This is a genomic window from Bradyrhizobium sp. Leo78, from assembly GCF_059512425.1.
This window is the reverse complement of record NZ_JCAMOT010000036.1, coordinates 56,254-79,550: the sequence shown is the minus strand read 5'-3', so window position 1 is coordinate 79,550 and position 23,297 is coordinate 56,254. Positions and strand designations below refer to the sequence as shown.

At 59.6% G+C, this 23,297-nt stretch carries 19 protein-coding genes and 1 tRNA gene; 5 read left to right on the top strand and 15 right to left on the bottom strand.

Features of this window, described 5'->3' with window-relative positions; genetic code table 11:
- Positions 1 to 115 precede the first annotated feature (115 nt).
- A complete protein-coding gene (locus tag AC5ZG1_RS33390) occupies positions 116 to 1,123 on the bottom strand; it encodes a zinc-dependent alcohol dehydrogenase family protein (RefSeq protein ID WP_496135355.1) in 1,008 nt (335 codons plus the stop codon).
- A 110-nt stretch (positions 1,124 to 1,233) separates the two neighbouring features.
- Here AC5ZG1_RS33390 and AC5ZG1_RS33385 point away from each other — a divergent pair, with 110 nt between their 5' ends.
- Positions 1,234 to 2,121, top strand: coding sequence for a LysR family transcriptional regulator (locus AC5ZG1_RS33385; protein WP_496135354.1), 888 nt, complete (start codon positions 1,234 to 1,236; stop codon positions 2,119 to 2,121).
- A 39-nt stretch (positions 2,122 to 2,160) separates the two neighbouring features.
- Complete coding sequence (locus tag AC5ZG1_RS33380; protein ID WP_496135353.1) at positions 2,161 to 3,093, top strand: LysR family transcriptional regulator; 933 nt, start codon at positions 2,161 to 2,163, stop codon at positions 3,091 to 3,093.
- Between the two features lie 318 nt (positions 3,094 to 3,411).
- Here AC5ZG1_RS33380 and AC5ZG1_RS33375 read toward each other — a convergent pair whose 3' ends face one another.
- A complete protein-coding gene (locus tag AC5ZG1_RS33375; RefSeq protein WP_496135352.1) occupies positions 3,412 to 4,290 on the bottom strand; it encodes an MBL fold metallo-hydrolase in 879 nt (292 codons plus the stop codon).
- Between the two features lie 236 nt (positions 4,291 to 4,526).
- Complete coding sequence (locus AC5ZG1_RS33370; RefSeq protein ID WP_496135351.1) at positions 4,527 to 5,339, bottom strand: helix-turn-helix transcriptional regulator; 813 nt, start codon at positions 5,337 to 5,339, stop codon at positions 4,527 to 4,529.
- A 116-nt stretch (positions 5,340 to 5,455) separates the two neighbouring features.
- On the opposite strand from AC5ZG1_RS33370, the gene AC5ZG1_RS33365 reads away from it, so the two are divergent.
- A complete protein-coding gene (locus AC5ZG1_RS33365; RefSeq protein ID WP_496135350.1) occupies positions 5,456 to 6,346 on the top strand; it encodes an NAD(P)H-binding protein in 891 nt (296 codons plus the stop codon).
- Between the two features lie 49 nt (positions 6,347 to 6,395).
- Here AC5ZG1_RS33365 and AC5ZG1_RS33360 read toward each other — a convergent pair whose 3' ends face one another.
- Positions 6,396 to 7,196, bottom strand: coding sequence for an NAD(P)H-dependent oxidoreductase (locus AC5ZG1_RS33360; RefSeq protein WP_496135349.1), 801 nt, complete (start codon positions 7,194 to 7,196; stop codon positions 6,396 to 6,398).
- A gap of 101 nt (positions 7,197 to 7,297) precedes the next feature.
- Between AC5ZG1_RS33360 and AC5ZG1_RS33355 the strand changes: the two genes are divergently transcribed.
- Entirely contained in the window at positions 7,298 to 8,266 is a 969-nt protein-coding gene (locus AC5ZG1_RS33355; RefSeq protein WP_496135348.1) for a LysR family transcriptional regulator, read from the top strand.
- Positions 8,267 to 8,369: 103 nt separating this feature from the next.
- Here the strand turns inward: AC5ZG1_RS33355 and AC5ZG1_RS33350 are convergent, their stop codons facing one another.
- The gene (locus AC5ZG1_RS33350) at positions 8,370 to 9,359 is read right to left on the bottom strand and encodes a zinc-dependent alcohol dehydrogenase family protein (protein WP_496135347.1); all 990 of its coding nucleotides are present in this window, start codon (positions 9,357 to 9,359) and stop codon (positions 8,370 to 8,372) included.
- Between the two features lie 102 nt (positions 9,360 to 9,461).
- Here AC5ZG1_RS33350 and AC5ZG1_RS33345 point away from each other — a divergent pair, with 102 nt between their 5' ends.
- A complete protein-coding gene (locus tag AC5ZG1_RS33345) occupies positions 9,462 to 10,361 on the top strand; it encodes a LysR family transcriptional regulator (RefSeq protein ID WP_496135362.1) in 900 nt (299 codons plus the stop codon).
- Between the two features lie 824 nt (positions 10,362 to 11,185).
- Here AC5ZG1_RS33345 and AC5ZG1_RS33340 read toward each other — a convergent pair.
- The 10 genes from AC5ZG1_RS33340 to AC5ZG1_RS33295 form a co-directional block, all read right to left on the bottom strand.
- A tRNA-Lys gene (locus AC5ZG1_RS33340) sits at positions 11,186 to 11,261 on the bottom strand.
- A gap of 169 nt (positions 11,262 to 11,430) precedes the next feature.
- Positions 11,431 to 11,967 (bottom strand): Spy/CpxP family protein refolding chaperone, encoded by a 537-nt coding sequence (locus AC5ZG1_RS33335; protein WP_130228782.1) that lies wholly within the window; start codon positions 11,965 to 11,967, stop codon positions 11,431 to 11,433.
- 113 nt (positions 11,968 to 12,080) lie between these two features.
- The gene (locus AC5ZG1_RS33330) at positions 12,081 to 13,406 is read right to left on the bottom strand and encodes a TRAP transporter large permease (protein ID WP_496135346.1); all 1,326 of its coding nucleotides are present in this window, start codon (positions 13,404 to 13,406) and stop codon (positions 12,081 to 12,083) included.
- Positions 13,403 to 13,978, bottom strand: coding sequence for a TRAP transporter small permease (locus tag AC5ZG1_RS33325; protein ID WP_035689066.1), 576 nt, complete (start codon positions 13,976 to 13,978; stop codon positions 13,403 to 13,405). Before AC5ZG1_RS33325 ends, AC5ZG1_RS33330 begins: the two co-directional genes overlap by 4 nt.
- A 147-nt stretch (positions 13,979 to 14,125) precedes the next feature.
- Positions 14,126 to 15,127, bottom strand: coding sequence for a TRAP transporter substrate-binding protein (locus AC5ZG1_RS33320; RefSeq protein ID WP_456642499.1), 1,002 nt, complete (start codon positions 15,125 to 15,127; stop codon positions 14,126 to 14,128).
- Between the two features lie 1,328 nt (positions 15,128 to 16,455).
- On the bottom strand, positions 16,456 to 17,160 hold the full coding sequence (locus AC5ZG1_RS33315) for a lytic transglycosylase domain-containing protein (RefSeq protein WP_496135345.1): 705 nt from the start codon (positions 17,158 to 17,160) through the stop codon (positions 16,456 to 16,458).
- Positions 17,161 to 17,243: 83 nt separating this feature from the next.
- Complete coding sequence (locus AC5ZG1_RS33310; RefSeq protein ID WP_496135344.1) at positions 17,244 to 17,717, bottom strand: hypothetical protein; 474 nt, start codon at positions 17,715 to 17,717, stop codon at positions 17,244 to 17,246.
- 260 nt (positions 17,718 to 17,977) lie between these two features.
- Positions 17,978 to 19,918, bottom strand: coding sequence for an adenylate/guanylate cyclase domain-containing protein (locus tag AC5ZG1_RS33305; protein WP_496135343.1), 1,941 nt, complete (start codon positions 19,916 to 19,918; stop codon positions 17,978 to 17,980).
- Between the two features lie 350 nt (positions 19,919 to 20,268).
- Positions 20,269 to 21,828 (bottom strand): 2-isopropylmalate synthase, encoded by a 1,560-nt coding sequence (locus AC5ZG1_RS33300; RefSeq protein WP_130230185.1) that lies wholly within the window; start codon positions 21,826 to 21,828, stop codon positions 20,269 to 20,271.
- A gap of 516 nt (positions 21,829 to 22,344) precedes the next feature.
- Entirely contained in the window at positions 22,345 to 23,292 is a 948-nt protein-coding gene (locus AC5ZG1_RS33295; RefSeq protein ID WP_496135342.1) for a polyphosphate kinase 2 family protein, read from the bottom strand.
- Positions 23,293 to 23,297: the final 5 nt, after the last annotated feature.

Below are 23,297 nucleotides of genomic sequence, written 5' to 3'. Positions count from 1 at the left end.
TCGGAGGAGCGGGGTGGCGAGCAAAATTCATCGGTGATCGAAAGTATTTTTGACGCCATATGACCATTGACAGCGGTACATATGGCTGCGCCCTGCCAGATTTGGTGGGCGGTGCTCAAAAGGTAAGGACGATTTTTCCGAAATGATCACCTGAATGCAGGCGTTCGAGCGCGGGGACAACATCGTTCCAGTCGAACGTGCTGTCGAGGACGGGCCGCCTCGAACTCGCGGCCATGGCGTTCAGCAGGCTTTCAAGCGACGAACGAGAACCGACCGGAATGCCCTGGACCGAAGCTTGCTTACGAAAGATATCCAGCGGATTGATACTGCCCTCCGCCCCTCCCAGATATCCAATCACGCTAATTCGTCCCCCGGAACGGACTGCCTTGAGCGATTGGGCAAAGCTGCTAGGTCCGCCAGTTTCGAGAATATGGTCGGCCCCCTGCCCCGCCGTCAACTCAAGGACCTCGTCCGACCAGGCTGGCGTTCCGCGGTAGTTAACTCCCGCAAAAGCACCTAGAGCCTTTGCTCGCTCCAACTTTTTGTCGCTGCTCGACAAAACGATCACCTTCGCACCGACCATCAACCCCACTTGAAGGCCGAATAGTGCGACCCCTCCCGTCCCTTGAACGACAACTACATCTCCCGGCCGGATCTGGCCGAACGAAACGAGCGCCTGCCAAGCGGTGGAGCCGGCACATGGAAAGGCGGCAGCCTCGCCGTCCGATAACGCGTCGGGAACCTTCACCAATCGCTGCTCGTCCAGTGTGACTTGTTCTTGCAGCAAGCCATCTCCGGGACCGCCCAAAGACTTCCCCGCCTTCGCGATATTGAACCCGCCGTCGTTCCATTCACCCCAGAAAGCCGAGCAGACACGATCTCCGGGCTTGAAGCGCGCGACGTCCTGACCGACCTCGACGACCTCTCCGACGCCGTCCGAGATCGGTATCAATGGCAAATTGTAAGCTGTTGCAAACGTCCCGGAGACGATTTCCAGATCACGATAGTTCAAACTGACGGCGCGCATCCGCAACCGGACCTCGCGTCGGAGAGGCGCGCGATATTCGCGCTCGACTGGAGCCAACCCCTGGAAGCCGTGACGTTGGATGGTAATCGCCTTCATTGATCGCTCCCGGTTCTGCCTGCGCACAAAGCGCAGCCGGCGACTACATTGACCGCGCCCCTTCTGTATGCAAATGCATAATCTGTACGATGATAATGCCGAGAATTTATATGCTCGACGAAATGAGAGCTTTTGTTCTTCTGGCGGACACGGGATCGGTTAAGCGATCCGCCGAACGCCTTCGGCTCACCCAACCGGCCGTAACGCGGCAGATACAGCGGCTCGAGCATTTGCTCCGGACGGATCTTCTGGATCGACGCGTAAAGCCTCCAGCGCTAACTGCCTCAGGGCTAGTGGTTCTAAATCGCGCTCGCGCCGTGCTCGCTTCGATTGACGACCTCAAGCAAACCGTGGCCGCGGACGCCGATCCTTCCGGTCCTTTTCGAATCGGGGTGTCACATTCACTTGCCGATGCTGGTCTGGCCGAAATGATGCACCAACTGCGCCTTCGTTATCCGAGGCTCGAGCTGTCATTGGCCAGCGGGTGGACCCCCGAGCTTGTTGATCAGGTCGAAGGCGGCCGTCTCGACGCGGCTATTTTGGTGTTCGCCGGCAACGACCCGGATCTTCCGACTCCCGTTGGACAAGTCGTCGGTAAGGAGGAGATCGTGATCGTCGCTCCAAAAGATCTCCCTTTGCCGAGACATTCGAATCTAAAGCAACTTTCTCAATATCCGTGGGTTCTGCTCCCCGACAAATCATGCGGCGCGCGACGCGCTCTCCAGACTTTGATCGAGCGCGATGGAGGTCAGTTTCGCCTGGCGGCCGAGGTCTACTACGTCGAACTTCAGGTATCGCTGATCCACAAGGGAGCAGGTATAGGCATTCTGCCGCGAGGCAAAATCACCGCAGAATTCAAAGATAAGGTGAAGATTGTTCGCGCCCAACGTGTAAACCTTGGAATGATCGTATCGATCGCGCACTCGCCGTTCGTTTCGAACAAGGGCGCCTGCGTTGAGTTTCTTGGATCTCAGTGCGCTCGGCAATACGGCCCGTAGATTGCCCCTACCAAGCAAGTCTTGACCGCGGAAATATCTATGCAGGAAACCACAATCAATCATGCCCGGCTTGCTGAGATCGACTTGAATCTTTTGGTGGCGCTGGATGCTATCAGTTCTTGCGGTAGCGTTACGAAAGCAGCAGGCAAGCTCCGCATAAACCAGTCATCCCTCAGCCATCAACTCGGCCGGTTGCGCGAACTTTTCGGTGACGAGCTTTTTGTCCGAAACGGCGCAGGCATGTCTTCGACGCCCCGCGGGGCCGTAATCGCCAAGACTGCATCGGAGATACTGCGCCATATCGATCGAGACCTGCTCAATGTGATCGCCTTCTCTCCTTCCGAAACTACCCGGGTATTCAAGCTTGGCATTCCGGACTATCTGGAAAGTGTGCTTGTCCCGCCCTTGGCAAAATCTTGCCTAGAGGCGGCGCCTCATGCACGACTGGAACTTCATTCGCTCGAACGTCAAAAGGCAACGGACATGTTGGATAGAGGTGAAATTGATGTCGCTGTCGGAAATGTTTCGGAAGGGGGTGTTGTGCACAAACGCAAGGTCTTGTTCGACGACAATTATGTTTGCCTGCACAGCTTGGCCCTCCTCGAAAAAGTCCGGTCAATTACCTTTGAAACCTACTTCGAGCTTCCACACGTAGCGGTCGATTTGAAGGAAAGAGCTTGCAGACTGGTCGACGATACGCTCGAACAGAAGAAACTGAGCCGGAAGATAGTAGTGTCCACTCCGCACGCTCACGCTCTTCCAGAGCTACTCGAATCTCTTGCGGCAATAGCGACGGTTCCACGGCTATTCGGGAGGAGTGCAGCCAAAGCGCACGGTCTCGCAGTGAGCCCGCTGCCGTTTCAGGTAGCGCCTTTTCAGATTTCTGTGGTGTGGCATGCCTCCAGTCATATGGACCCAGGCATGATTTGGTTTCGAGGAGCAATTGCTGACGTTGCGCGATCTCTGCCGTGAATCCCGTCCCGAGCAAACGTCGTCTGATCTGCGCCGACTGATTTCTCATCCCGGTAACCAGACAAAGTAGCCGCTTTGCCGCACACTCCATTCTCAAAATGCGGGTGGAATCACATTCTATCGTTCAACTTTGAAGACCCCGCAGCAGCGTCGTCAAGCCGACGTACAAACCGGCCCCCCAACGACCTGCTCGATGCCGACAACGGCCAGTCCGTCGAGACGTCCCCGGCACCGCTAACTTTGGACTCCAACGCTAAGCACCGACTACAGGTCGCGCGAAGAAGGCAGAGGATATACCGGCACCGAAGCGCGGCTCAGTTAGATCAAGCTCGGGCTCCACGGTTCATCGAAGATGGCGTAGGACTCGCCCGATGCTCGCACACGGGCAAAGCCGGGGAAATTCAGGTGCATGCCAGCAATAAGAGGATTCTCGGCGGCCGCCATAGCCAATACCGCACGGCGCGTCGTCGAGGCGGCAGCGGAGTCCACATCGAAGGCTATCGTTATTGCCGGCTTTTGAACCTGTATGTTGGGGTAATGAACAATGTCACCCCAAATGAGAAGGGTCTCCGCCCCTGAACTTATTCTGTAACCGCTATGTCCCGGCGTGTGGCCAGGTAGATGCACGAGATCGATACCGGGTATCACATCACCCGTAGTGACGGTCCGCCGCCGATTTCCGTAAGCGGCAAAGACATTTCTGGCGAGATGGAAAAATGGCTGCGCAGTCTCCGGCGCACGGCTCAAACTGCCGTCATCACTCCAGAATTTGTATTCTTCCTCGTGGAGGAGGAGCTCTGCATTGGGAAATTGGACGGCCGACGGCGATGCCCCAACCAGGCCTCCGACGTGATCCGGATGCGCGTGCGTAAGAAACACATGGTCAATCTGACGCGGATCAATGTTGGCGGCAGCTAGCGCAACCTGGAGCCGCCCACCCCAACCGTTGATACCGCCGGCCCCTCCGTCTATGAGAATCGTCCTGCCGCCGCCTTCGATGATGTAAGCCGAAACCGTCATTGCCGATGAGCGCGGACGCCCTGCCGCCAGTATCATTTCTTCAGCTTCGGTCGGCGTGATCCCGGTCAGCAGTTCGAACGGCACATCAATGATACCATCCACAACCGCGGTTACGGTGTAATCGCCAATTTGCCTTCTGTTCAGGCCGGGCGCCTGGACTTGCGCGACTTTTGTCAAGGAACTTCCTCACGAGAGCTTGGGAGCTGGTGTCGAGGAGTTAGTGACAGTTGAGTCGCCTAAACTCAAATCGGCAAAATCAATTCAGAAAATTGAATTGCTGCATATAGGCTCCGATCCCGCAAACATATCGATCTGTCTACAAAGCCTGGGAAAGGCTTCCCCATCGATCACGGCCGGTCAAATTGAATTGGAGGCTCGCGGGCTCGACAATCGGGCGCGGAGCAAAGTCGGAACTATCGATTGATAGCCGTTCGACGTAAGTCCCCTGGACTACAACCAAGCTCTCGACGCATCCATCGCGCCATATGTGACTGGTGGGCAAAGCCGACCTCCAACGCGACCTCGCTTGGGCCCAACTCTCCCTGCAGCAGAAGGAAACGCGCTCGTTCCACCCTCCTCCGCAATACGTAGCGATGAACCGTCAATCCCATGGCGACCTTGAACCATGTTCGCAGATGCGAATTGCTGACGCCCGCCTCCCGGCTCAATATTTCGAGCGTAAGGGGCTGATCCAGTTTCTCATCGATATAGGTCAACACTCGCTTGAGCTGAATTGGCGAGAGACGAGCCTGCGGGTCGAGCGGCTCGTCACGCAGCCCAAGCAATTGAATTGCTAGCGCGATCCCGATGCTCTCGGCATACAGGAGATCGCTTGCTGATTTCACTGAAAGATCGTGCTCGATAGATCGAGCCAGATTAAAGATCCGATCGTGACGAAGCATATGGCGTTTTTCAAATCCATTTGCGGTTGTGGTTCGCCCGATCTCGGCCCTTACACGGTCCAGCACCACCGGAGCGAGACGGATTTCAAGGGACTGATAAGCCGCTTCTGCGTCGAAGCCTCCGGTGTCTCCAGAGGGAATGAGATCGATGTCGCCGATTTCCCGCAAAGCGGCAAATCCAGTCTCTCGACAAAAAGTGCGGGTGGCACGGCCTAGGTGTACGACAATTCTGTGGGCATCAATAGGGGGGAGTACGCAGGCGCCTGGTTCAACAAGCCTTAACGTGGCCTCGAGGGGCAGCGCCGAACCGATCTGAAAATGCATTTGGCAATCTCGAACTTTGGCGGAACGTACTCAAGATTTGGCCAATTGTGCTCGACTTTCAACTGCTCGAAATCCAAAAAGCTAATACTCCGAACAGCAAATGAAGATCGGCACACATGAGTTACTATGTCGTGGTGGGAGCAGGCCCAGTCGGACGCGAAACGGCTCGCCTTCTGGCAGAAGAGGGGCATAGCGTAGTCCTGACGAGCAGAAATGCTGGCATGATCGAGGCGCGAGCGGTGCGCACCATTTCGGCAGATGCGACCAACGCCGCTCAGTTGGCTGAGATCAGCAAGGGCGCTGAAGCGATCTTCATGTGCGCCATGGCGGCCTATGACAGATGGCCGACTGACTTCTTTCCAATCATGGACGGCACGGTCAAGGCCGCTGAGGAGACTGGCGCCAAGATCGTCGTGCTCGGCAACCTATATGGATACGGCGAAAGTGCCACAAGCCCACTTTCGCCATTGGCGCCGCTCAATCCGACCAGCAGAAAAGGCACAGTGAGGGGCATTATGTGGGAGCGCGCGGCCAGATCGAAGGTTCCCGCGATCGAAGTCCGTGCAAGCGACTACCTGGGCAACGGAGCTATTACCTATTTTTCGCTACTTGCCCTTCCCTCCCTTCTGAAGAAGGAGACGGTTTCATTTCCAGGTAGTCTGGATGCTATCCACGCTTGGTCATTCACCAAAGACACCGCGAAGACACTTGTGTCCGCGGCGCACTATACAGGAGAGTGGAATCGTGCGTTTCACGTTCCAAGCCAGCATGTGTCAGTCCGCGAACTCACCGAAAAATTCGCAGCAGCTCTCGAGTTTGAGACGCCTAAATTGCGCGAGCTCACAACGGAGGAATTGCAGGCCATCGGTTTCCACGAAGCCGTGGAGATGCGCTACTTGTTCGATAACCCACTTGTCGTCGACGCAAGCGACAGCGAGCAACTTCTCGGCGTCACAGCAAGCAGCCTCGAAATAATGATCCAAGAAACACTGCTGGATCACAAGTGATGGAATTGTCGGCTGGCTTGATCTTCTTGCGCGCCGCAGACCCCGGTCGTCAAAACGGGGCTGCTTTAGATTTGCTCACGTGCAGCGAGAAGCCGGACGCGCCAGCACCTTCAAGCCCAGGCTTCAGCTTCATGCTGGGGATGAAATAGTCGCCACCATTCTGCTTTCTATAGGCTATCGGCGCAGTTGTCTCGATAGCACGCATCCTGTCCCGGAGCTGCGTCGCGACTGCTTCGAAATCGACCTCGCTGAAGCGATCAACCCGGTAGGCAACGAAGGGCGGCAGGACTTCGTACCCTGGATAAAACAGAACCCCGTGATTGATCGGGAACAGCAAATCATCAATTGGACCGTTCACTCCTCGATCCGAATAGTGCTCCTCCCAACCGCCGGCTGTTACGATCAACATCGCTCGCTTACCCGCGAGATTTCCCTCTCCGAAGCGGTCGCCCCATCGCTTGTCGCTATGTTCCCCGACGCCGTAGGCAAAGCCATTCGCGTAGACGCGATCGACCCAACCCTTAAGGATCGCGGGCATGCCGTACCACCAGAGTGGAAATTGCAGGATCAGCATGTCTGCCCAGACAAGGTTATCGATCTCGCGCTTTACATCCGATGTGAGCGCGTCGCCGTGGAAGGCATCGTTTGATGCCGCGCCCGCGACGAGACGCTTTTCGACCGGCCAGTTCGGAAAGTCTGCACGATCGACTTCAGACTTCCACTCCTGGGCGTAAAGATCGGACACCCGAACTTCGTGACCTTGCCCAACCAGCTCCTGTACTGCAACGTCCCGGAGGGACGCGCTGAGCGACTTCGGTTCAGGATGAGCAAAAACCAGCACCACTTTCATAGATCGAACTCCGAGGCATTAACGGCGAATCTTCGTCCGACAGAGAACACCGGTTTGAGCTATATTTGAAATCGAGGAATTGCTCGACTACTATTCATACTATGGATAGCAAGCGGCTTGATCTCAACCTTCTGGTTACCCTCGAAGCGCTTCTAATCGAACAGAACGTGACGAGGGCTGCCGCCAGGCTGCACCTGAGTCAGCCTGCGGTCAGCGCTCAACTTAACCGCCTCAGGAAGGTATTTGACGACCCCTTGCTGATCCCGGCACAGCGCGGGATGACACCGACCGTCAAGGCGCTCGAATTGCTTGAACCGGTACGCCAAGCGCTCGACCAGGTTCGATCCACCGTTTCACGCCACAGAAACTTCGATCCCGCCAGAGCTGAGATGACCATCACGGTCACTTGTACAGACTACTTGCAATATGCTTTGGTCGAGCCGCTCGTCCTCGAATTAAGGAAAACGGCGCCCCGGGTGCGGATCGCTATCCGCAACCTCGATCTTCCGCAACTGGAAGCGCAGATGGCGCGGGGCGATGTCGATCTCGCTCTGATGACTCCGACAGACGCGCCCGCCAACCTCCGCACCAGACACCTATTCCATGACCGATACGTACTTATTGGACGGAAAGATCACCCTCGCCTTTCGAACCGACTATCGATCAAGCAGTTCACGGAACTCGAGCACGTAATTGTATCCCTTCGCGGGGGAGGCTTTGTTACTCCCGTGGATATCTCGTTAGCAGCCTTGGGATTTCGACGTAACGTCGTAATGTCCGCGGCATCCTTTCTGTTTGTCCCGGACATTGTGGCACGTTCCGATTTCGTTGCTTTGGTGCCGGAACGCTTGATGTACGAACGGACCGAGAGATTGCGATTGGTTGAAAGTCCGTTTCCTGTCGAGGGATTCTCGGTCGGCATGGTCTGGCATGAACGCACCCATGGGCATAGCGGTCACCGCTGGATCCGCGAGGCGATCGTCTCGTTGGCCAACGCGCGGCTTGCCGAGCATGCTATCGCTTCAAATCTCACCCGCAGGCATGATCGACGCACAAAGCCTTCAAAGTAAGCTCGCTCGCCTGCTTCGATCCACCACGGCTCGCAAATTTGCGATTGCCAGTCGAGGTGGCACGAAATGCCGGTTGGCGCCCCGCAGTCCAATCAGTGCTTGCTCAAACCGTCACGACGACCTTGCCCAATTGATCATTTGACTCCAGAAAGCGATGCGCTTCGACGATCTGATCAAACGGAAAGGTCTTGGCGATCACTGGCTTTAGCGAGTCTGAGACGAGACCATCTAGGACGAACTTCTTCGCCGCCTCCAATCGAGACTTATTGCCGGTGATCTCATGGACGAGGTAGCCGCGGAGCGTGAGAATCTTGCCCAGCACGGCAGGCAATGGAAACGGGGTCGGCTCGGCACTGAGTCCGCCGTACTCGAGGAGGATACCTCCCCGCGACATTGCCGCGGTTAGAGGATTAAATATCGGCCCTCCGACAGCATCGAGAACAACGCGTACCCCTTCCGGGCCAGCAATATCCTTGAGCCTCTGCTCCAGATCCTCTTCTTCTGAAGCAATCACCTCCGATGCGCCCAACTCGAGCAGAGCTGGCTTCTTTCGAGAAGTCCTCGTGATAGCTATTGTATTCGCCCCAACGGTCTTCGCGACCTGGATCGCAGCAATTCCAACGCTACTCGAAGCGGCCGTAATGACGAGATGATCGCTCTTGGTCAACTTGGCCACTTCGATAAGGGCGCCATAGGCGGTTAGGTACTGCATCCACACGGCGGCCGCCGAGGCGAAGCTGAGCGACGCCGGGTGCTTGACAACGATATCCGCGGGAAACGTCGCGACCTCGCTGTAAGTGGGCCAGCGAACCATTGAAATTGGCGGGATGATACTAACCGCGTCACCGACCACGAAGCCGTCTACGCCTTCTCCGAGCCGTTCGATGACGCCAGCTGCTTCTAGCCCAAGGCTGGACGGCAATGTTGCGGCTTCAATGTATGCTCCCTTGCGCAGGTTCGCTTCAGCCCGGTTAAGGCCCAGTGCTTTAACGCGAATTTGGACCTCACCCCGACCTGGCGGCTGAACATCGACGTTCTCGATGCGGAGAACCTCAGGACCCCCATGCTCGTGGAATCGAATAACCCGTGCCATTCTAGCGTACCCCAAAATTGTTGAGTCAACTGAGACTTGCCAGCAGACCCAGCGCAAATAAATAGGATGCTGGGCAAAACAGTAGAAACTGAGAGTTTCGAAATGGACCGTCTTGCTAGCATGGCCGCGTTCGTAAAAGCCGTTGAGTTAGGAACGTTCGCGGCTGCAGCAGCTGCGCTTGATCTATCTGGGCCGATGGTCGGCAAACACGTCCGATTTCTCGAAGAACGTCTGGGTGTACGCCTCATCAACCGGACTACGCGCCGCCAGAGCCTGACCGAATTCGGGCGCGCCTACTATGAACGCTGCCGGACGGTTCTGGCCGAAGCAGAGGCTGCGGACGCATTGGCAGCGGATCAGCTATCCCAACCCTGTGGAAAGCTACGTGTCACTATGCCCGTGCTATTCGGCCGACGGTGCGTGACTCCAATCCTACTGACGCTTGCGCAGAAATATCCCGCTCTGGAGCTTGACATATCCTTCAGTGATCGCCTCGTCGACCTCGCCGAAGATGGTTATGATCTTGCCATCCGGACCGGCGACTTGGACAACAAAGCCGGAATGATTGCGCGGCGCATCGCGCGCCAGCGCATGATCGTCTGCGCATCGCCGTCCTATGTTGAGATGAACGGCCCGCCGCAGCAGATCGAGGATCTCGGCAAGCACAATGCCATCATCTATCGTCGGTCAGGCCGCATTCGCCCGTGGATCTTGCCGAGGAAGCACGGAGCCCCGGTGGAGATTACTCCCGTTAATCGGTTGAGACTGGATGACCTCGACGCGATAGCCGATGCAGCGGTCAGCGGTATGGGCTTGGCCTGGCTTCCCTACTGGCTGATTCGCGAACGCATTCGGGCAGGCACGCTAGTTCCCCTATTGGTGGATCAGCCTTCATTTCCTTACGACTGCCATGCTCTGTGGCTACAAACGCCACACCTACCACTCAAGGTACGTCTCGCAGTGGATGCATTGGCGACCGCTTTGCCCAAGCGTATGATGTGACACGAACACGCGCCTTGAGACACTGACAGAGGCCTCAAACTGATTCAATGTCGAGGGTGGTCAGGTACTACGCTTGCTGTGTGTTAACGTTCACGTGCCGCGGCTGTGTCACTACATAGAGGACGGCATTGGCGACATCTGCGGCTTCGAGTTACTCCATGTCGCCGAGCCGGCGCTGAGCGCTGTCGCGCACATCCTCGCAATGAGTCCGGCATTCACAGCGCCCAGCTCGATGCTGGTGACGCGGATGAGATCCTCTTCGTATCCATGGATGCCGCAATCGAAGCCTCTATCACGCGCTCCGCCGCTAGTTTGGGAGGGAGCTCGCCAGTGTCGGTCGGACTTCGTGATCTTGGGTGGGCTATCGCAACATCATAACCCCGAAGCCTTCGACGGGTTGCTGGCTGAAACAAGCGGAAGCGGCCGCGATTGCCAGACCAAGCAACCATCGTTTACGCAACCATCGCTGGACGTTCCGCCAGACCGAGCCGGAAATTGGACGCGCCGGAGGGGGAAGGGCGAAAGAGATCCTATTTTCCTTGGTGGCGGGGTCCGCTACATCGCGACACCCACTATTTGGGGAGCTCTGTTTTGATATCGACGGGCAGCGGTATCGACAGACTTGAATTGCAGGTGCGGAAGGAAGGCATGAAGAGCTGAACGCAGACCGGTAGGTCTCGTGTTACAGTGGTGGACGGGCTTCGGTCCTAATTGTCCGACTCGTCGCACAGCGTGCGACGTACGACCATTAAAAGCGTCGCACGAGACCCGGTTTGTTCTGCCGAGGAGTTTAAAAAAGCCCTTGCGGGCCAATCTCTTAAGGGTGGTGGGCGCACCAGGGCTCGAACCTGGGACCCGCTGATTAAGAGTCAGCTGCTCTACCAACTGAGCTATGCGCCCGGAACGGGCCCGGCAGACCTCGTTGCGAGGGCCGTCGTTTAGCAAAGCGATCCGGCGATGTCCAGCAAGCTGGATCAGGTTTTCCCGTGCTTTGGTGGGCCGCCCCGGAACAGGAAGAACCGCCGGATTCCGGCGATTCTTCCGATGGTTAGGTCACCAACCGGCGGGGTCAGAGCCGGCCGGAGCCATCGCGGTCACCCCGATCGTCGCGGTCAAAGCCGCGGTCGAAGCGGTGGCGGCGCCAGCCTTCACCCCCAAAGCGGCGGTCCATGTGGGTCAGGAGGGTGAGCCGGCGCTTCTGATTGTCGTCCAGCGTCTTGTAGAGCGGATCGGCGGCGTCGGCGATCTTCTTCAGCGCGGCGGCGCTGGCTGCCATGTTGTCGGCGCGCTCGCGGAGCCGGGCAACCAGATCCGGCTTCTGCTGCGCATCCGCGTTCTTCTCCGCCTCCATCCGCGCATTGGCGCGGTCGATCCGGAGCTTGGCGAAATCGCGCACCGCGGCCTCGACCGGCGGCCACAGCTTCTCCTGATCCGCCGTGAGCTTCAGCCCGGCGTGAACGGCGGCGATCCGGGCATCGAGGAAGGCCGCGCGGTCCTCCGGGTTCATCCGCATCTGGCCATGCATCCACGGACGATGCTGGGCGTAGGCGACGGTGGAGCCGGCGATGGCGAGCGCCGCGGCGCCGGCGAGCAGAACTTTCTTCATGCGAACCTCCTTTGAAGGTTGCCTGAAGATGAGACCGCCCTGTCCGCCCCGCAACTTACAGTTTGGACAGGGAGCGTTCCCTTACCAAGATGTAATCCGCCATCATTAAGCGTTCACAACATGCCGAGCGCACGCGGCAGCCACAGCGAGATTTCGGGAACGTAGGTGACGATGCCGAGGAAGATCAGCATGGTCAAAAGCCACGGCCACACCGCGATCGTCAGTTCCGTGATGCCCATCTTGGCGATGCCGGACGCGACATAGAGGTTGAGGCCGACAGGCGGATGGCACATGCCGACCTCCATGTTGACCACCATCAGGATGCCGAGATGCACCGGATGGATGCCGAGCTTGACCGCCACCGGAAACAGGATCGGCGCCATGATCAGCACGATCGAGGACGCCTCCATTACATTGCCGGCGAGCAGCAGCAGCAGGTTGACCACCAGCAGGAACATGATCCAGTCGACGCCCGCCCCGGTGATCCATGCCGCGATCTGCTGCGGGATGTTCTCGTTCGCCATCAGGAACGAGAACAGCACCGCGTTTGTGATGATGTAGAGGATCATCGCGCTCATGTTAGCCGAGCCGAGCAGCACCCTGGGCACGTCCTTCAGCGACATATCGCGATAGACGAAGACCGCGATGACGAAGGCGTACACCGCGCTGACGGCGGCGGCCTCCGTCGGCGTGAACATGCCGGCGTAGATGCCGCCGAGCACGATCACGATCAGCAGCAATCCCCAGACGCAGCGACGGAACGCGGTGAACCGCTCCGCCCAGCTTGCGCGCGGCAGCCGCGGATAGTCGTTGCGCCAGGCGCGATAGAATGTCGTCGTCCCCAATAGCGCGGCGAGCATCAAGCCGGGGATCACACCGGCGATGAACATCTGCCCGACGGACGCAGAGGAGACGCGATGGCCGGCCGGATCGAGCGCGATGCTGCCGCCGGTCGCGACGCAATAGATCACCATCACGATCGACGGCGGAATCAGGATGCCGAGCGCGCCGGAAGTCGTGATCACGCCCGCGCCGAAGCGCTTCGAAAATCCATGGCTCACCATCGCCGGCATCATGATCGAGCCGATCGCGATCACGGTCGCCGGTGACGAGCCCGACACCGCCGCAAACAGCGCGCAGGCCATGACGCCGGCGAGCCCCAGCCCGCCATACCAATGTCCGACCATCGCGGTCGCAAAAGCGATCATGCGGCGGGCGACGCCGCCATGGGTCAGGAAATTGCCGGCCAGAATGAAGAACGGGATCGCCATGATCTCGAAATTGTCGATGCCGGTGAACAGTTTCAGCGCCACCGATTCCGTCGGCACGTTGGTCATGGTGAAGATGAAGGTGAGCACGGTCAGACCGAGCGCGATCGAGATCGGCATGCCTGTCAGCATCAGGACAATCAGCAGGCCGAAGATGAAGAGGCTCGTCATCGCGTCACCTCGCCGGCACCGATCGCGGGCGCATCGACCTCGACGCCCTCGACGCGGGCATGATCGTGATGCGGAAGTTCACCGGTGCGGAAATAAGCCCAGGCAACCTGCAGGAAGCGGAAGCACATCAAATAGGAACCGAGCGGAATGCAGAGATAGACGAACCAGCTCGGTATCTCGAGATCAGGCGAGACCTGGTCGGTCTGCATCAGGCCGTAGACGAACTTTGCGCCCATGGTGCCGATCACGGCGGTGAAGAAGGCGCCGCAGAGCAGACCGAACAGCACCACGATGTTGCGCCACGGCGATCTGAGCTGGTTGACGACGACGTCGACGCCGACATGGATGCCGGTGCGCACGCCATAGGCCGCGCCGAACTTCGCCATCCACACGAACATGTAGATGCATAATTCCTGCGCCCAGGACAGGTTGATCGGGAACAGGATCGGGTAAAGCAAGGGAATGCCGATCAGATAGCGATGGCACACCGCCACGAAGATGATGAGAGTCGCGGCCGCCATCAGCGTCGCGATCAATATCTCCTCCAGCCGGTCGAGGATGCGGAGCAGTATCAATGTTCCCCCCGTCTACAGTGAATTCGTCATGGTGGGCTAAGGCGCGAAAGGCGTCTTCGCGCAGGCCGCCCGGGCATCCACAAAGACGTGGATGGCCGGGTCAAGCCCGGCCATGACGGAAGAGTACGCCCCAATCAACACGTCTCAGTTCGTCGCCCCCTTGGTCTCCTTGACGAATTCGTCGATCAAGCCCTGGCCGACGCGCTTGGCGACGTCCTTGTAGACCGGCTCCATCGCCTTGCGCATCGCCGCATCCTGCTCCGGCGTCAGCGCGATGATCTCGCTCTTGCCGGTCTTCTTGATCTCGGCGAGCGCGTCGTCGTTCTCCTTCTGCGACTGGCCGTTGCCGTAGACGGTGGCTTCCTTCATCGCCTTGTCGCACTGCTCGCGGATGTCGGGCGGCAGGCCCTCCCAGAACTTCTTGTTCACGACCACGATGTAGCCGATATAGCCGTGATTGGTGGTGGTGATGTACTTCTGCACCTCGTGCATTTTCTGGGTGTAGATGTTCGACCAGGTATTCTCCTGGCCGTCGACCACGCCGGTCTGCAGTGCCTGGTAGACCTCGGAGAACGCCATCACCTGGGGGATCGCGCCGAGGCTTCGGAACTGCGCCTCCAGCACCTTGGACGACTGGATTCGGAACTTCAGCCCCTTGTAGTCCGCCGGCTCGATCAGCTTCTTGTTGGCGCTCATCTGCTTGAAGCCGTTGTCCCAGTAAGCGAGACCGATCATGCCCTTCGGCTCGAGCAATTTCAGAAGTTTCGCGCCAAGCGGACCGTCGGTGACTTTGCGCAGCGTGGCAAGGTCGGGAAGGATGTAGGGCAGATCGAACACCTCGAACTCCTTGACCCCGATCGGGCCGAACTTGGAGTTCGACGGCGCCAGCATCTGGACCGCGCCGAGTTGCAGGGCCTCGAGCTCTTCCTTGTCTTTGTAAAGCTGCGAGTTCGGGTAGACCTCAACCTTCACCTTGCCATTGGTGTATTTCTCGGCGAGTTCCTTGAACTTCTCGGCCGCCTGCCCCTTCGGCGTGTTGGTTGCGACGACGTGACTGAACTTGATGACGATCGGATCGTCCGCCGCCGCCGGCCCGGCAAAAGCAATCCCCACGACCGATGCCGCAGCCAACATCCACTTACGCATGTTTCCTCCCGCTTCATTGCGGGGCGCGCCAATCACCCGCCCCAAGTTCTTGTATGCCACCAATACAGAGAAGCCGGCCAAATTGCCATTGCCCGTTAGCAGGGGCCCGATGATGGGCGCATGCTGCGCCGCAAAAGTGCGACGTTCTGTCCGGCATGCGCTCATTGGCCATCGTGCTGTCGCGTCTTGCCCACCGTCGTCCGTCGAAAGACGGCCGTAGGATGGGTAGAGCGCAGCGAAACCCATCGCGATGAAGCAAGCCTCACGAATGATGGGTTTCGCTTCGCTCTACCCATCCTACGATTCCACCGAACCTCGCATCGGTGTCGTCCCCGCGAAGGCGGGGACCCATAACCACAGGGAGTTGTTGCGGCGCGAGCAAGCGGTTGCAGCGGAGCACATCACATCTGCCTGTGGTTATGGGTCCCGGGTCAAGCCCGGGACGACGAGAGGAGAGATCACGATTCAAATTTCAAACAGCAGAGAGGATGTGAGTCGGCATTCTCGCGGCATGTATTGCCCGAGCTTTGCGTCTCGTTCCACCCTCTCATCGAACAGAGGGCGCAGGGAAAGCCGGGTGCTGGTTGCACCCGTGGGTCCCGTGCAACAAAAAGCACGGGGGTAGGACCACAGGTTCAACCGAAGCATTCCGGCTTTCCCTGCGCGATGGTGTTACGGTTTCCTTCGTGCTCTCCCCGGTGACCGGGCTTTTTTGCCACCGTCGTCCGCGGCAGCTCTTGCTGCTCGCGAGCTTAGCGCCAGCGTCGGGGCGCCAGGACCACACGACTTCGCCGTCCGCGTTACCTGCGCTCGTCAGTCGCACGCATCGCGTCCACCGCATCCCACCGCAACGTTCGTGACGATCGCGACCCGCCCCTCATTCGCCGTGAGACGCGCGGAGTTAAATCACTGATTTGCCCGACAGCGAAAGCGGAATGTTTTTCGCGCGAGGGCTGGACCGGGCAAATCACATTGATTCGCTTAAGGAAAATCGCGCGAACGATACGACGCCGTCATGCCCGGGCAAAAGCGCGAAGCGCGTCTTCGCGCAGATGTCCCGGGCATCCACGTCCTTTGCCTCCGTGCGCGGGAGAGAACGTGGATGGCCGGGGCAAGCCCGGCCATGACGAAGGAGAGGATTGCGCAATGCGTCCCTCAGTCATTCCGGGGCGATGCGATAGCATCGAGCTATGATGTGCAATTGCACATCAGAGAATCCATTTTTCCGCTTCCGTAAGTGGGCAAATGGATTCCGGGTTCGCGACTTCGTCGCGCCCCGGAATGACAGCGGTAGGTGTTTGGAGGCCGAGCGCCGTTTTATTCAAGTCTCACGAGCGCCCGGGTGAACCACTCACTGCCATCTTGCGATCGGCCCAAAGCTTGAGATCGCCCACCGTCAACATCTTCAGGAACGGATTGGCGGTGACCAGCTTCTCGCGGGTGGTGCGGCCTGTCACGTCGGCGGCGGCCATAAGCGAAGCCGCGTCGGCGTTTTCTGCTGCGGTCAGCAACGCCACCGCACCTGCCGGTCCGGCGAAATGCACGAGGTAGAGAGAACCCGGCGTGATCGGCAGGCCCCGCTTGCTCAGCATTGCGGCATTTCGCTCGATCGTGCGTGCGGTGATTTCCCGGGCAAGCCCGGTATCCCGACGCAGCTCCAGCACTTCCTTGTCGCTGCGTCCCTGGACCAGATCGCGTCGGTGTCTTCGAACGGCTTCAAGCCATGTGTCGTCGAGAAACTGAGCGGCTCCGGTCGCGCTCGAGCGTTTGTTCTTCGCATTCGCATCGCCGTTCGATTCAGCCGTGATGATGCGCTCGACCAGCGCCCTGATCGCGGCCTGGTCGATCGGTTCGTCCTTCAACGGAACGTCGCGAAACAACAACAGGCTTGCCGTGACGGCGAATGCGATCGCGACCGCCAGCAGGATGGCAATGGCTTCCACTGACCACCACTGCCGCGCCGGCACGATGGTCCGACGTTCATCCGGATCAGGCGGCCTGATTTCATCAGCACGGCCTGCCGGCTTCGACATGGGCATGGACGTAGGCATGGATCTGGGCATGGGGTGCCGCGGCCCGGTATCAGCCACCCCTTCGAAGGCAAAGGATTGTTGCGCTAGGTTTGACATCCCAGTGGCAGGCTCAATGCTTTGAACAGGCTGTCGAAGGCGCCGGGCTGACAGGACTTGGTCTCGACAGTTGGTTTCGAACGCGTGGTCTTTGCCGCCTCTTTGGCAATCTCGTGCTTGGGCAGTTGCTTGGGTCGAGGTTTCGGCAGCACGACAACGGGTTTTGCGGCTGGGACCGCGCGCGCAGGCGGCTCAACGATCGGCGCGGGTTCCGCCGCAGCCGCGGCGGATTGAACCGGCGGCGCGATTGGTTCGGGCGAGAATATCTGCTGAGCCGATGCCTGCTGTTGCGCGTGCGGGATTTCGAGCCGATCTGCTGCGGTCAGCGTATCGCCAGGGGCGGCGAAGCTCAGGGTTGCCTGAGCAAGCCCCGTCGCGACAGACTTTGTCGCGCGCGGGGGAGTCTGGATCTCCATCACCGCAAGCGTACCGAGGCCAACAAGGATGAGAGCCGCCCTCATCTGATCTCGCGCTTTCCGAACGAAAGTCCTCGATCACGCCGGGTAGGAATGGGTCCCGAGAATGCAAATGCAATTGCTAGGGTCCAATGAGGCGGCTTGGCGGCGGACGTGAACCCAGCCGGGACCTTGATCGGAAAAGATCTGGAGTAGGGTTAACGCGGGTCTGGGAGGTAGCCTGTTGGAACAATGGCCTGCCACAAAGAATAAAGATCCCTTAACTTGCGGTGAGGGTCGTCACGCAAGGATCGCAGCCATACCTCTCACTCCGGCAGGCCCGCTTTGCGCAAACCCTCGGCAATGCGCTGAAACTCGGCAAGGAAGGTGACATTGTCGGACCACCCGTTCCCATCCTGCAACCAAAGGGCAACAGTGTAATTCGGCCTGAGCCGACGGAGTTCGGTGACGGCAGCTCGAGCTTCGCGCTCGTGTCCAGTCAGCGCACTGGCGGCAGCGAGGTCTGCGTAGGCAATCCAGAGGGCGCTCACCGCGATGGAGCGGCGGCACCAATCGATCGCCTCTTCATATTGCCCGAGATGGCTGTGCGCATGACAGATGTAGAAGTACCACGTGCTCAGCAGCGGATCACGGGGGCTGAGCTGAATTGCCATTTGAAGCGGAGCAAAGGCCTCCGCGGAACGCCCGACGCGGATCTTGGCGGCACCGAGCGCACCATGGGCCGGGGCGAGGCTGGGATTGATTGCGATTGCCTCTTCGTACTCACTGACGGCGGACTCGACGTTCCGACCTCTGGCCCGCAGGATTTCTCCCTTTACAAAATGTGCCATTGCGTCACTGGGAAACTTTGACAGGACCTGCCCCACAGCGTTCTCGGCACGTTGCAGTTGGTCCGCCGGCGCGTTGCTCCAGCGATAGTTGACCTCCATGGCCAGAGCATCTGCCAGGCCCACCAGCGCCTTGGGGAAGCCGAAATCGATCTGAAGCGCGCGCTCAAAAAGGGTGCGAGACTGCGCCAACTGCTCGCGCGAATAGGGCTGATTCAGCACAGCCCACCCGCGCATCGTGAGATCGACTGCGTCCGGCCTGTTCGGTCGCGCAAGCTCCGCGTCGCGGCTTTCCTGGTTAATCAGTTCAAGATCAAACCGCCGGGCCAGCCGTCCGGTGATGATGTCCTGAAGTTGCATCGACTTTGACCAGTCTCCGTCGACGCGCTCCGACCAGACCTCGGCGCCGGTCCGGGCATCGATCAGCCGGGCATGGATTCGAACCATCGTCTCGGTCCTGCGCAGGCTGCCGTCGAGAACATAACGAACGCCAAGTTCGCGGCCAGCGCGCTTTGGGTCGACGTTCTTGTAGGCGCGGGCTGTGTTGGGTGCGATCACGAAGCTGTCCTGGATCCGTGAGAGATCGGCGCTCAGATCGTCAGTGAGGGCTTCCGCAAAGTAATCCTGCTCGGGCTCGTTGCTTAAATTTGTGAATGGCAGCACGACAATCGACAAGCGATGCTCCTGCGGCTGCGGCTCGCCTCCCCGAAGATACCAATAAGCCGCACCGCCGCTGGTCATGAGAAAGACCAGTGCTGTCATCAGAGCCGTTCGAACGTGCCGTGCACCAAGCATCCGCCGCAGGCGTAACGGAAAGACAGCAATCGGAGACGAAACCATCGGCGGCGTGTCGGAGAGCGGCGACGAACACGGTGAGCTCATCGCTGGATCGCTCGGCCGTATTCGATAGACGCGCACGGGCCGAGCGATATTCTTGAGCTGCTGCTCGCCGGTGTCCTCCAATGGAATGTCGAGCTTGCCCCGCGCATCCTCCTGCACGCGGGCGGACACACAGATGCCTCCAGGCTCGGCGAGCGTTTGCAAGCGTGCAGCCACGTTGACCCCATCACCGAAGATGTCGCCTCTCTCGATGACGATATCTCCCTGATGAATACCGATCCGGAACTCGATGCGCTTGTCTTGGGGTAGCCCGGCATTTCGCTCAGCCATGCACCGTTGGACCTCAACAGCGCAGCGGAGTGCGTCGATTACGCTTGCGAACTCGGCCAGCAGGCCGTCCCCGGTGGTCTTCACGACCCGGCCACGATGCTTAGCAATCTTGGGAGCCACAAGCTCACGGTGGAGGAGCTTGAAGTGGGCAAGGGTGCCCTCCTCGTCGGCGCCGACCAGACGGCTATAACCCGCGACGTCTGTAGCCAGGACCGCCGCGAGTCTTCGTCGGACTCGCTCCCGCTCCACGCCTAGTCCTCCTCAGGAGGTACCTGGTGGAGATTACCACAAGTTCCCGGCTGCGGGATATCGGCTTATGCGCCGCGCATTTTCGGTTCTGAATTCTGTCATTCCGGGGCGATGCCACCGGGTCCGCGCGAAGCGCGGCCCGATGACAGGCTCTGCATCGAGCCCGGAATCCATTCCTCCGCCTGCGCTTGAGGCCCGATGGATTCTCTGATGTGCAATTGCACATCATAGCTCGCGCTGACGCGCGCCCCGGAATGACGGCGGTGGGCGTGGCGGAAGGGATGGCGGATTACGCCTTGCGCATTCGCTCTTCGAGCGAAGACGCAAGGCTAATCCGCCCTACGATTCTCTTAGCCCGCAACCGCCGCCGGGATGTCGCGCTGGCGCTTCATGACGATCTTGTTGAGGGCGCCGAGATAGGCCTTTGCCGAGGCGACCAGCGTGTCCGGGTCGGCGGCGCGGGCGGTCATGGAGCGGCCGTCGTGGGCAAGGCGCACCGAGACTTCAGCTTGCGCGTCGGTGCCTTCGGTCACCGCGTGCACCTGGTAGAGCTCCAGCCTGGCGTCGTGCGGCACCAGGCGCTTGATGCAGTTGAAGACGGCATCGACCGGGCCGTTGCCCTCGGCTTCCTCGATCCGGGTCTGGCCGTCGACATCCAGCTTCATGGTCGCGCGCTGCGGGCCATGGGTGCCGGCGATCACGGTCAGCGAGGTCAGCTTGATACGGTCGTGGGCGGCCGCGATCTCCTCGTCGAGCAGCGCCTCGATGTCCTCGTCGTAGATGTCCTTCTTGCGGTCGGCCAGCGCCTTCATCCGCGCGAACGCATCCTCGAGCTGGTTCGGGCCCAACTTATAGCCCATCTCCTCCAGCTTATGGACGAAGGCATGGCGGCCGGAGTGCTTGCCGAGCACCAGCGACGACTGCTTCAACCCGACCATCTCAGGCCGCATGATCTCGTAGGTGGAGGCATCCTTCAGCACGCCGTCCTGGTGGATGCCGCTCTCATGCGCGAACGCGTTACGGCCGACAATGGCCTTGTTGTACTGGACCGGGAACGAGGTCGCCGCCGACACCAGCTTGGAGGCGCGCGTCAGTTGCGTGGTGTCGATCCTGTTCCAGTACGGAAACTTGTCGTTGCGTACATTGATCGCCATCACGATCTCTTCGAGCGCCGCGTTGCCGGCGCGCTCGCCGATGCCGTTGACGGTGCATTCGACCTGGCGCGCACCGCCGACGATGCCGGCCAGCGAGTTGGCCACCGCCATGCCGAGATCGTTATGGCAGTGGACCGAGAAGATCGCCTTGTCGGAGTTCGGCACCCGCTCGATCAACGTGCGCATGAAGTGGGTGTACTCGTCGGGCGTGGTGTAGCCGACGGTGTCGGGGATGTTCACCGTGGTGGCGCCGGCCTTGATGACGGCTTCCACGATACGGCAGAGGAAATCCATCTCGCTGCGGGTGCCGTCCTCGGCCGACCATTCGACATCGTCGATCTGGTTGCGGGCGCGGCTGACATTGGCGATCGAGGTCTCGATCACCTGCTCCGGGGTCATGTTCAGCTTGACCCGCATGTGCAGCGGCGAGGTCGCGATGACAGTGTGGACGCGGCCGCGCTTGGCAAATTTCACCGCTTCCGCGCAGCGGTCGATGTCCTTCGGATGGGCGCGGGACAGGCCGGCGATGACGGCATTCTTGGAGCGGCGGGCGATCTCGCTGACCGCCTGGAAGTCGCCCTCCGAGGTGATGGGGAAGCCGGCCTCGATGACGTCGACGCCCATATCGTCGAGCAGTTCGGCGACCTCGAGCTTTTCCTCGAAGGTCATGGTGGCGCCGGGGCACTGCTCGCCGTCACGCAGCGTGGTGTCGAAAATGATTACGCGGTCCTTCTCGGACTTGTTGGCGGTGGTCATCTGCAAAGTTCCTTTGGGTCGGTCGCGCTATCTTATCACTGAGCGCTGAAGGGTTTCTGTCGTTCTCGCGCAACCCCTGAGTGCCCAGGCGCAACCGCCCAGACGGCCCTCAGGGGCCGATAAGAAGCAGAAGCCCGCCAAGAAGGAGGGTCGGCAGCGACGCAGCCGGAATCGCGGGGGCGGCTTGGGCCGTTCCCGTCAGAATTCCATCGATTTCGCTGCGAATCAGCATTGCCGGTACCCTTTGGAGGCCCAAATCCTCGGCCAAAACCATTGATGGTTGGTTGCCGAGGCCACCTCCGGCGGTGTTTCTAGACGAAGAGAGCGGCCGCCCGCAACGGTAAAAAGATGGTCAATGGGGCTGACCTAAATATCCGGCCCCCGCCGCCACGCGGCTTCGCAGCCGTCAAGCCATCGTACTCCGTCATGCCCGGCCTTGTTCCGGGCATCCACGTTCTTTGCTGCCACGGCAAGGACGTGGATGGCCGGGACAAGCCCGGCCATGACGGCTGAGACCTACTTCGCCCTGTTTCCTGCCTTCGCCTTCTTCCCCGCCCCGCCCTTGCCTTCCGCCAGGAGGGCCTCGCGGACGCGTTTGAATTCGCTGCGCTCGGACTCGTCGACCTTCGGGAAATGCAGATCGAGCTTCTCGAGTGCGCTGACGATGGTGGAGCCGATCACCACGCGGGCGAACCATTTGTGGTCGGCCGGCACGACATGCCAGGGCGCGGCGCGGGTTGCGGTGTGGCGGATCATGTCCTGGTAGGCGGCCATGTAGCGCGGCCACAGCGCGCGCTCATTGATGTCGGCCATCGAGAACTTCCAGTTCTTCGACGGCTCCTCCAGCCGCTCCAGGAAGCGCGCGCGCTGCTCCTGCCGGGAGACGTTGAGGAAGAACTTCAGGACCACGATGCCGTTGCGCGAGAGGTAGCGCTCGATCGCCGAGATGTCCTCGAAGCGTTCGCGCCAGATGTTCTTGGTCACCAGCCGCGACGGAATCTTCTGCTTGGCGAGGATTTCGGAATGCACACGCACCACCAGGCATTCCTCATAATAGGAGCGGTTGAAGATGCCGATGCGGCCGCGCTCGGGCAACGCGATCATCGAACGCCACATGAAATCGTGGTCGAGCTCCTTGGACGACGGCTCCTTGAACGAGGTGACCTCGCAGCCCTGCGGATTGACGCCCTCGAACACACTCTTGATCGCGGAATCCTTGCCCGCGGCATCCATACCCTGGAAGATCAGAAGCAGCGACCAGCGGTCCTGGGCGTAGAGCTTCTCCTGGAAATCGTTCAGCCGCCTGCGATTGGCCTCGATGATCTCTTCACCCGCTGTCTTGTCGATGCCGCCCTTCTCATTGGTCTTGAGCGATTTGAGGTGAAACTGCTCCGACCCGTCGATGCGGAACGGTGACACAAAAGGTTTCAGCTCGTCAGCCAGCAGCTTCGATTTCTTGCCCATGGGCC

What these genes read in the sequence shown, in the direction of transcription:
- AC5ZG1_RS33335 (WP_130228782.1), bottom strand. Translation starts at nt 11,967, where the DNA reads ATGAAGAAAGTTCTGCTCGCCGGCGCCGCGGCGCTCGCCATCGCCGGC.
- AC5ZG1_RS33355 (WP_496135348.1), top strand. Translation starts at nt 7,298, where the DNA reads ATGGATAGCAAGCGGCTTGATCTCAACCTTCTGGTTACCCTCGAAGCG.
- AC5ZG1_RS33295 (WP_496135342.1), bottom strand. Translation starts at nt 23,292, where the DNA reads ATGGGCAAGAAATCGAAGCTGCTGGCTGACGAGCTGAAACCTTTTGTG.
- AC5ZG1_RS33300 (WP_130230185.1), bottom strand. Translation starts at nt 21,828, where the DNA reads ATGACCACCGCCAACAAGTCCGAGAAGGACCGCGTAATCATTTTCGAC.
- AC5ZG1_RS33360 (WP_496135349.1), bottom strand. Translation starts at nt 7,196, where the DNA reads ATGAAAGTGGTGCTGGTTTTTGCTCATCCTGAACCGAAGTCGCTCAGC.
- AC5ZG1_RS33345 (WP_496135362.1), top strand. Translation starts at nt 9,462, where the DNA reads ATGGACCGTCTTGCTAGCATGGCCGCGTTCGTAAAAGCCGTTGAGTTA.
- AC5ZG1_RS33310 (WP_496135344.1), bottom strand. Translation starts at nt 17,717, where the DNA reads ATGAGGGCGGCTCTCATCCTTGTTGGCCTCGGTACGCTTGCGGTGATG.
- AC5ZG1_RS33380 (WP_496135353.1), top strand. Translation starts at nt 2,161, where the DNA reads ATGCAGGAAACCACAATCAATCATGCCCGGCTTGCTGAGATCGACTTG.
- AC5ZG1_RS33320 (WP_456642499.1), bottom strand. Translation starts at nt 15,127, where the DNA reads ATGCGTAAGTGGATGTTGGCTGCGGCATCGGTCGTGGGGATTGCTTTT.
- AC5ZG1_RS33370 (WP_496135351.1), bottom strand. Translation starts at nt 5,339, where the DNA reads ATGCATTTTCAGATCGGTTCGGCGCTGCCCCTCGAGGCCACGTTAAGG.
- AC5ZG1_RS33365 (WP_496135350.1), top strand. Translation starts at nt 5,456, where the DNA reads ATGAGTTACTATGTCGTGGTGGGAGCAGGCCCAGTCGGACGCGAAACG.
- AC5ZG1_RS33350 (WP_496135347.1), bottom strand. Translation starts at nt 9,359, where the DNA reads ATGGCACGGGTTATTCGATTCCACGAGCATGGGGGTCCTGAGGTTCTC.
- AC5ZG1_RS33385 (WP_496135354.1), top strand. Translation starts at nt 1,234, where the DNA reads ATGCTCGACGAAATGAGAGCTTTTGTTCTTCTGGCGGACACGGGATCG.
- AC5ZG1_RS33330 (WP_496135346.1), bottom strand. Translation starts at nt 13,406, where the DNA reads ATGACGAGCCTCTTCATCTTCGGCCTGCTGATTGTCCTGATGCTGACA.
- AC5ZG1_RS33390 (WP_496135355.1), bottom strand. Translation starts at nt 1,123, where the DNA reads ATGAAGGCGATTACCATCCAACGTCACGGCTTCCAGGGGTTGGCTCCA.
- AC5ZG1_RS33315 (WP_496135345.1), bottom strand. Translation starts at nt 17,160, where the DNA reads ATGTCGAAGCCGGCAGGCCGTGCTGATGAAATCAGGCCGCCTGATCCG.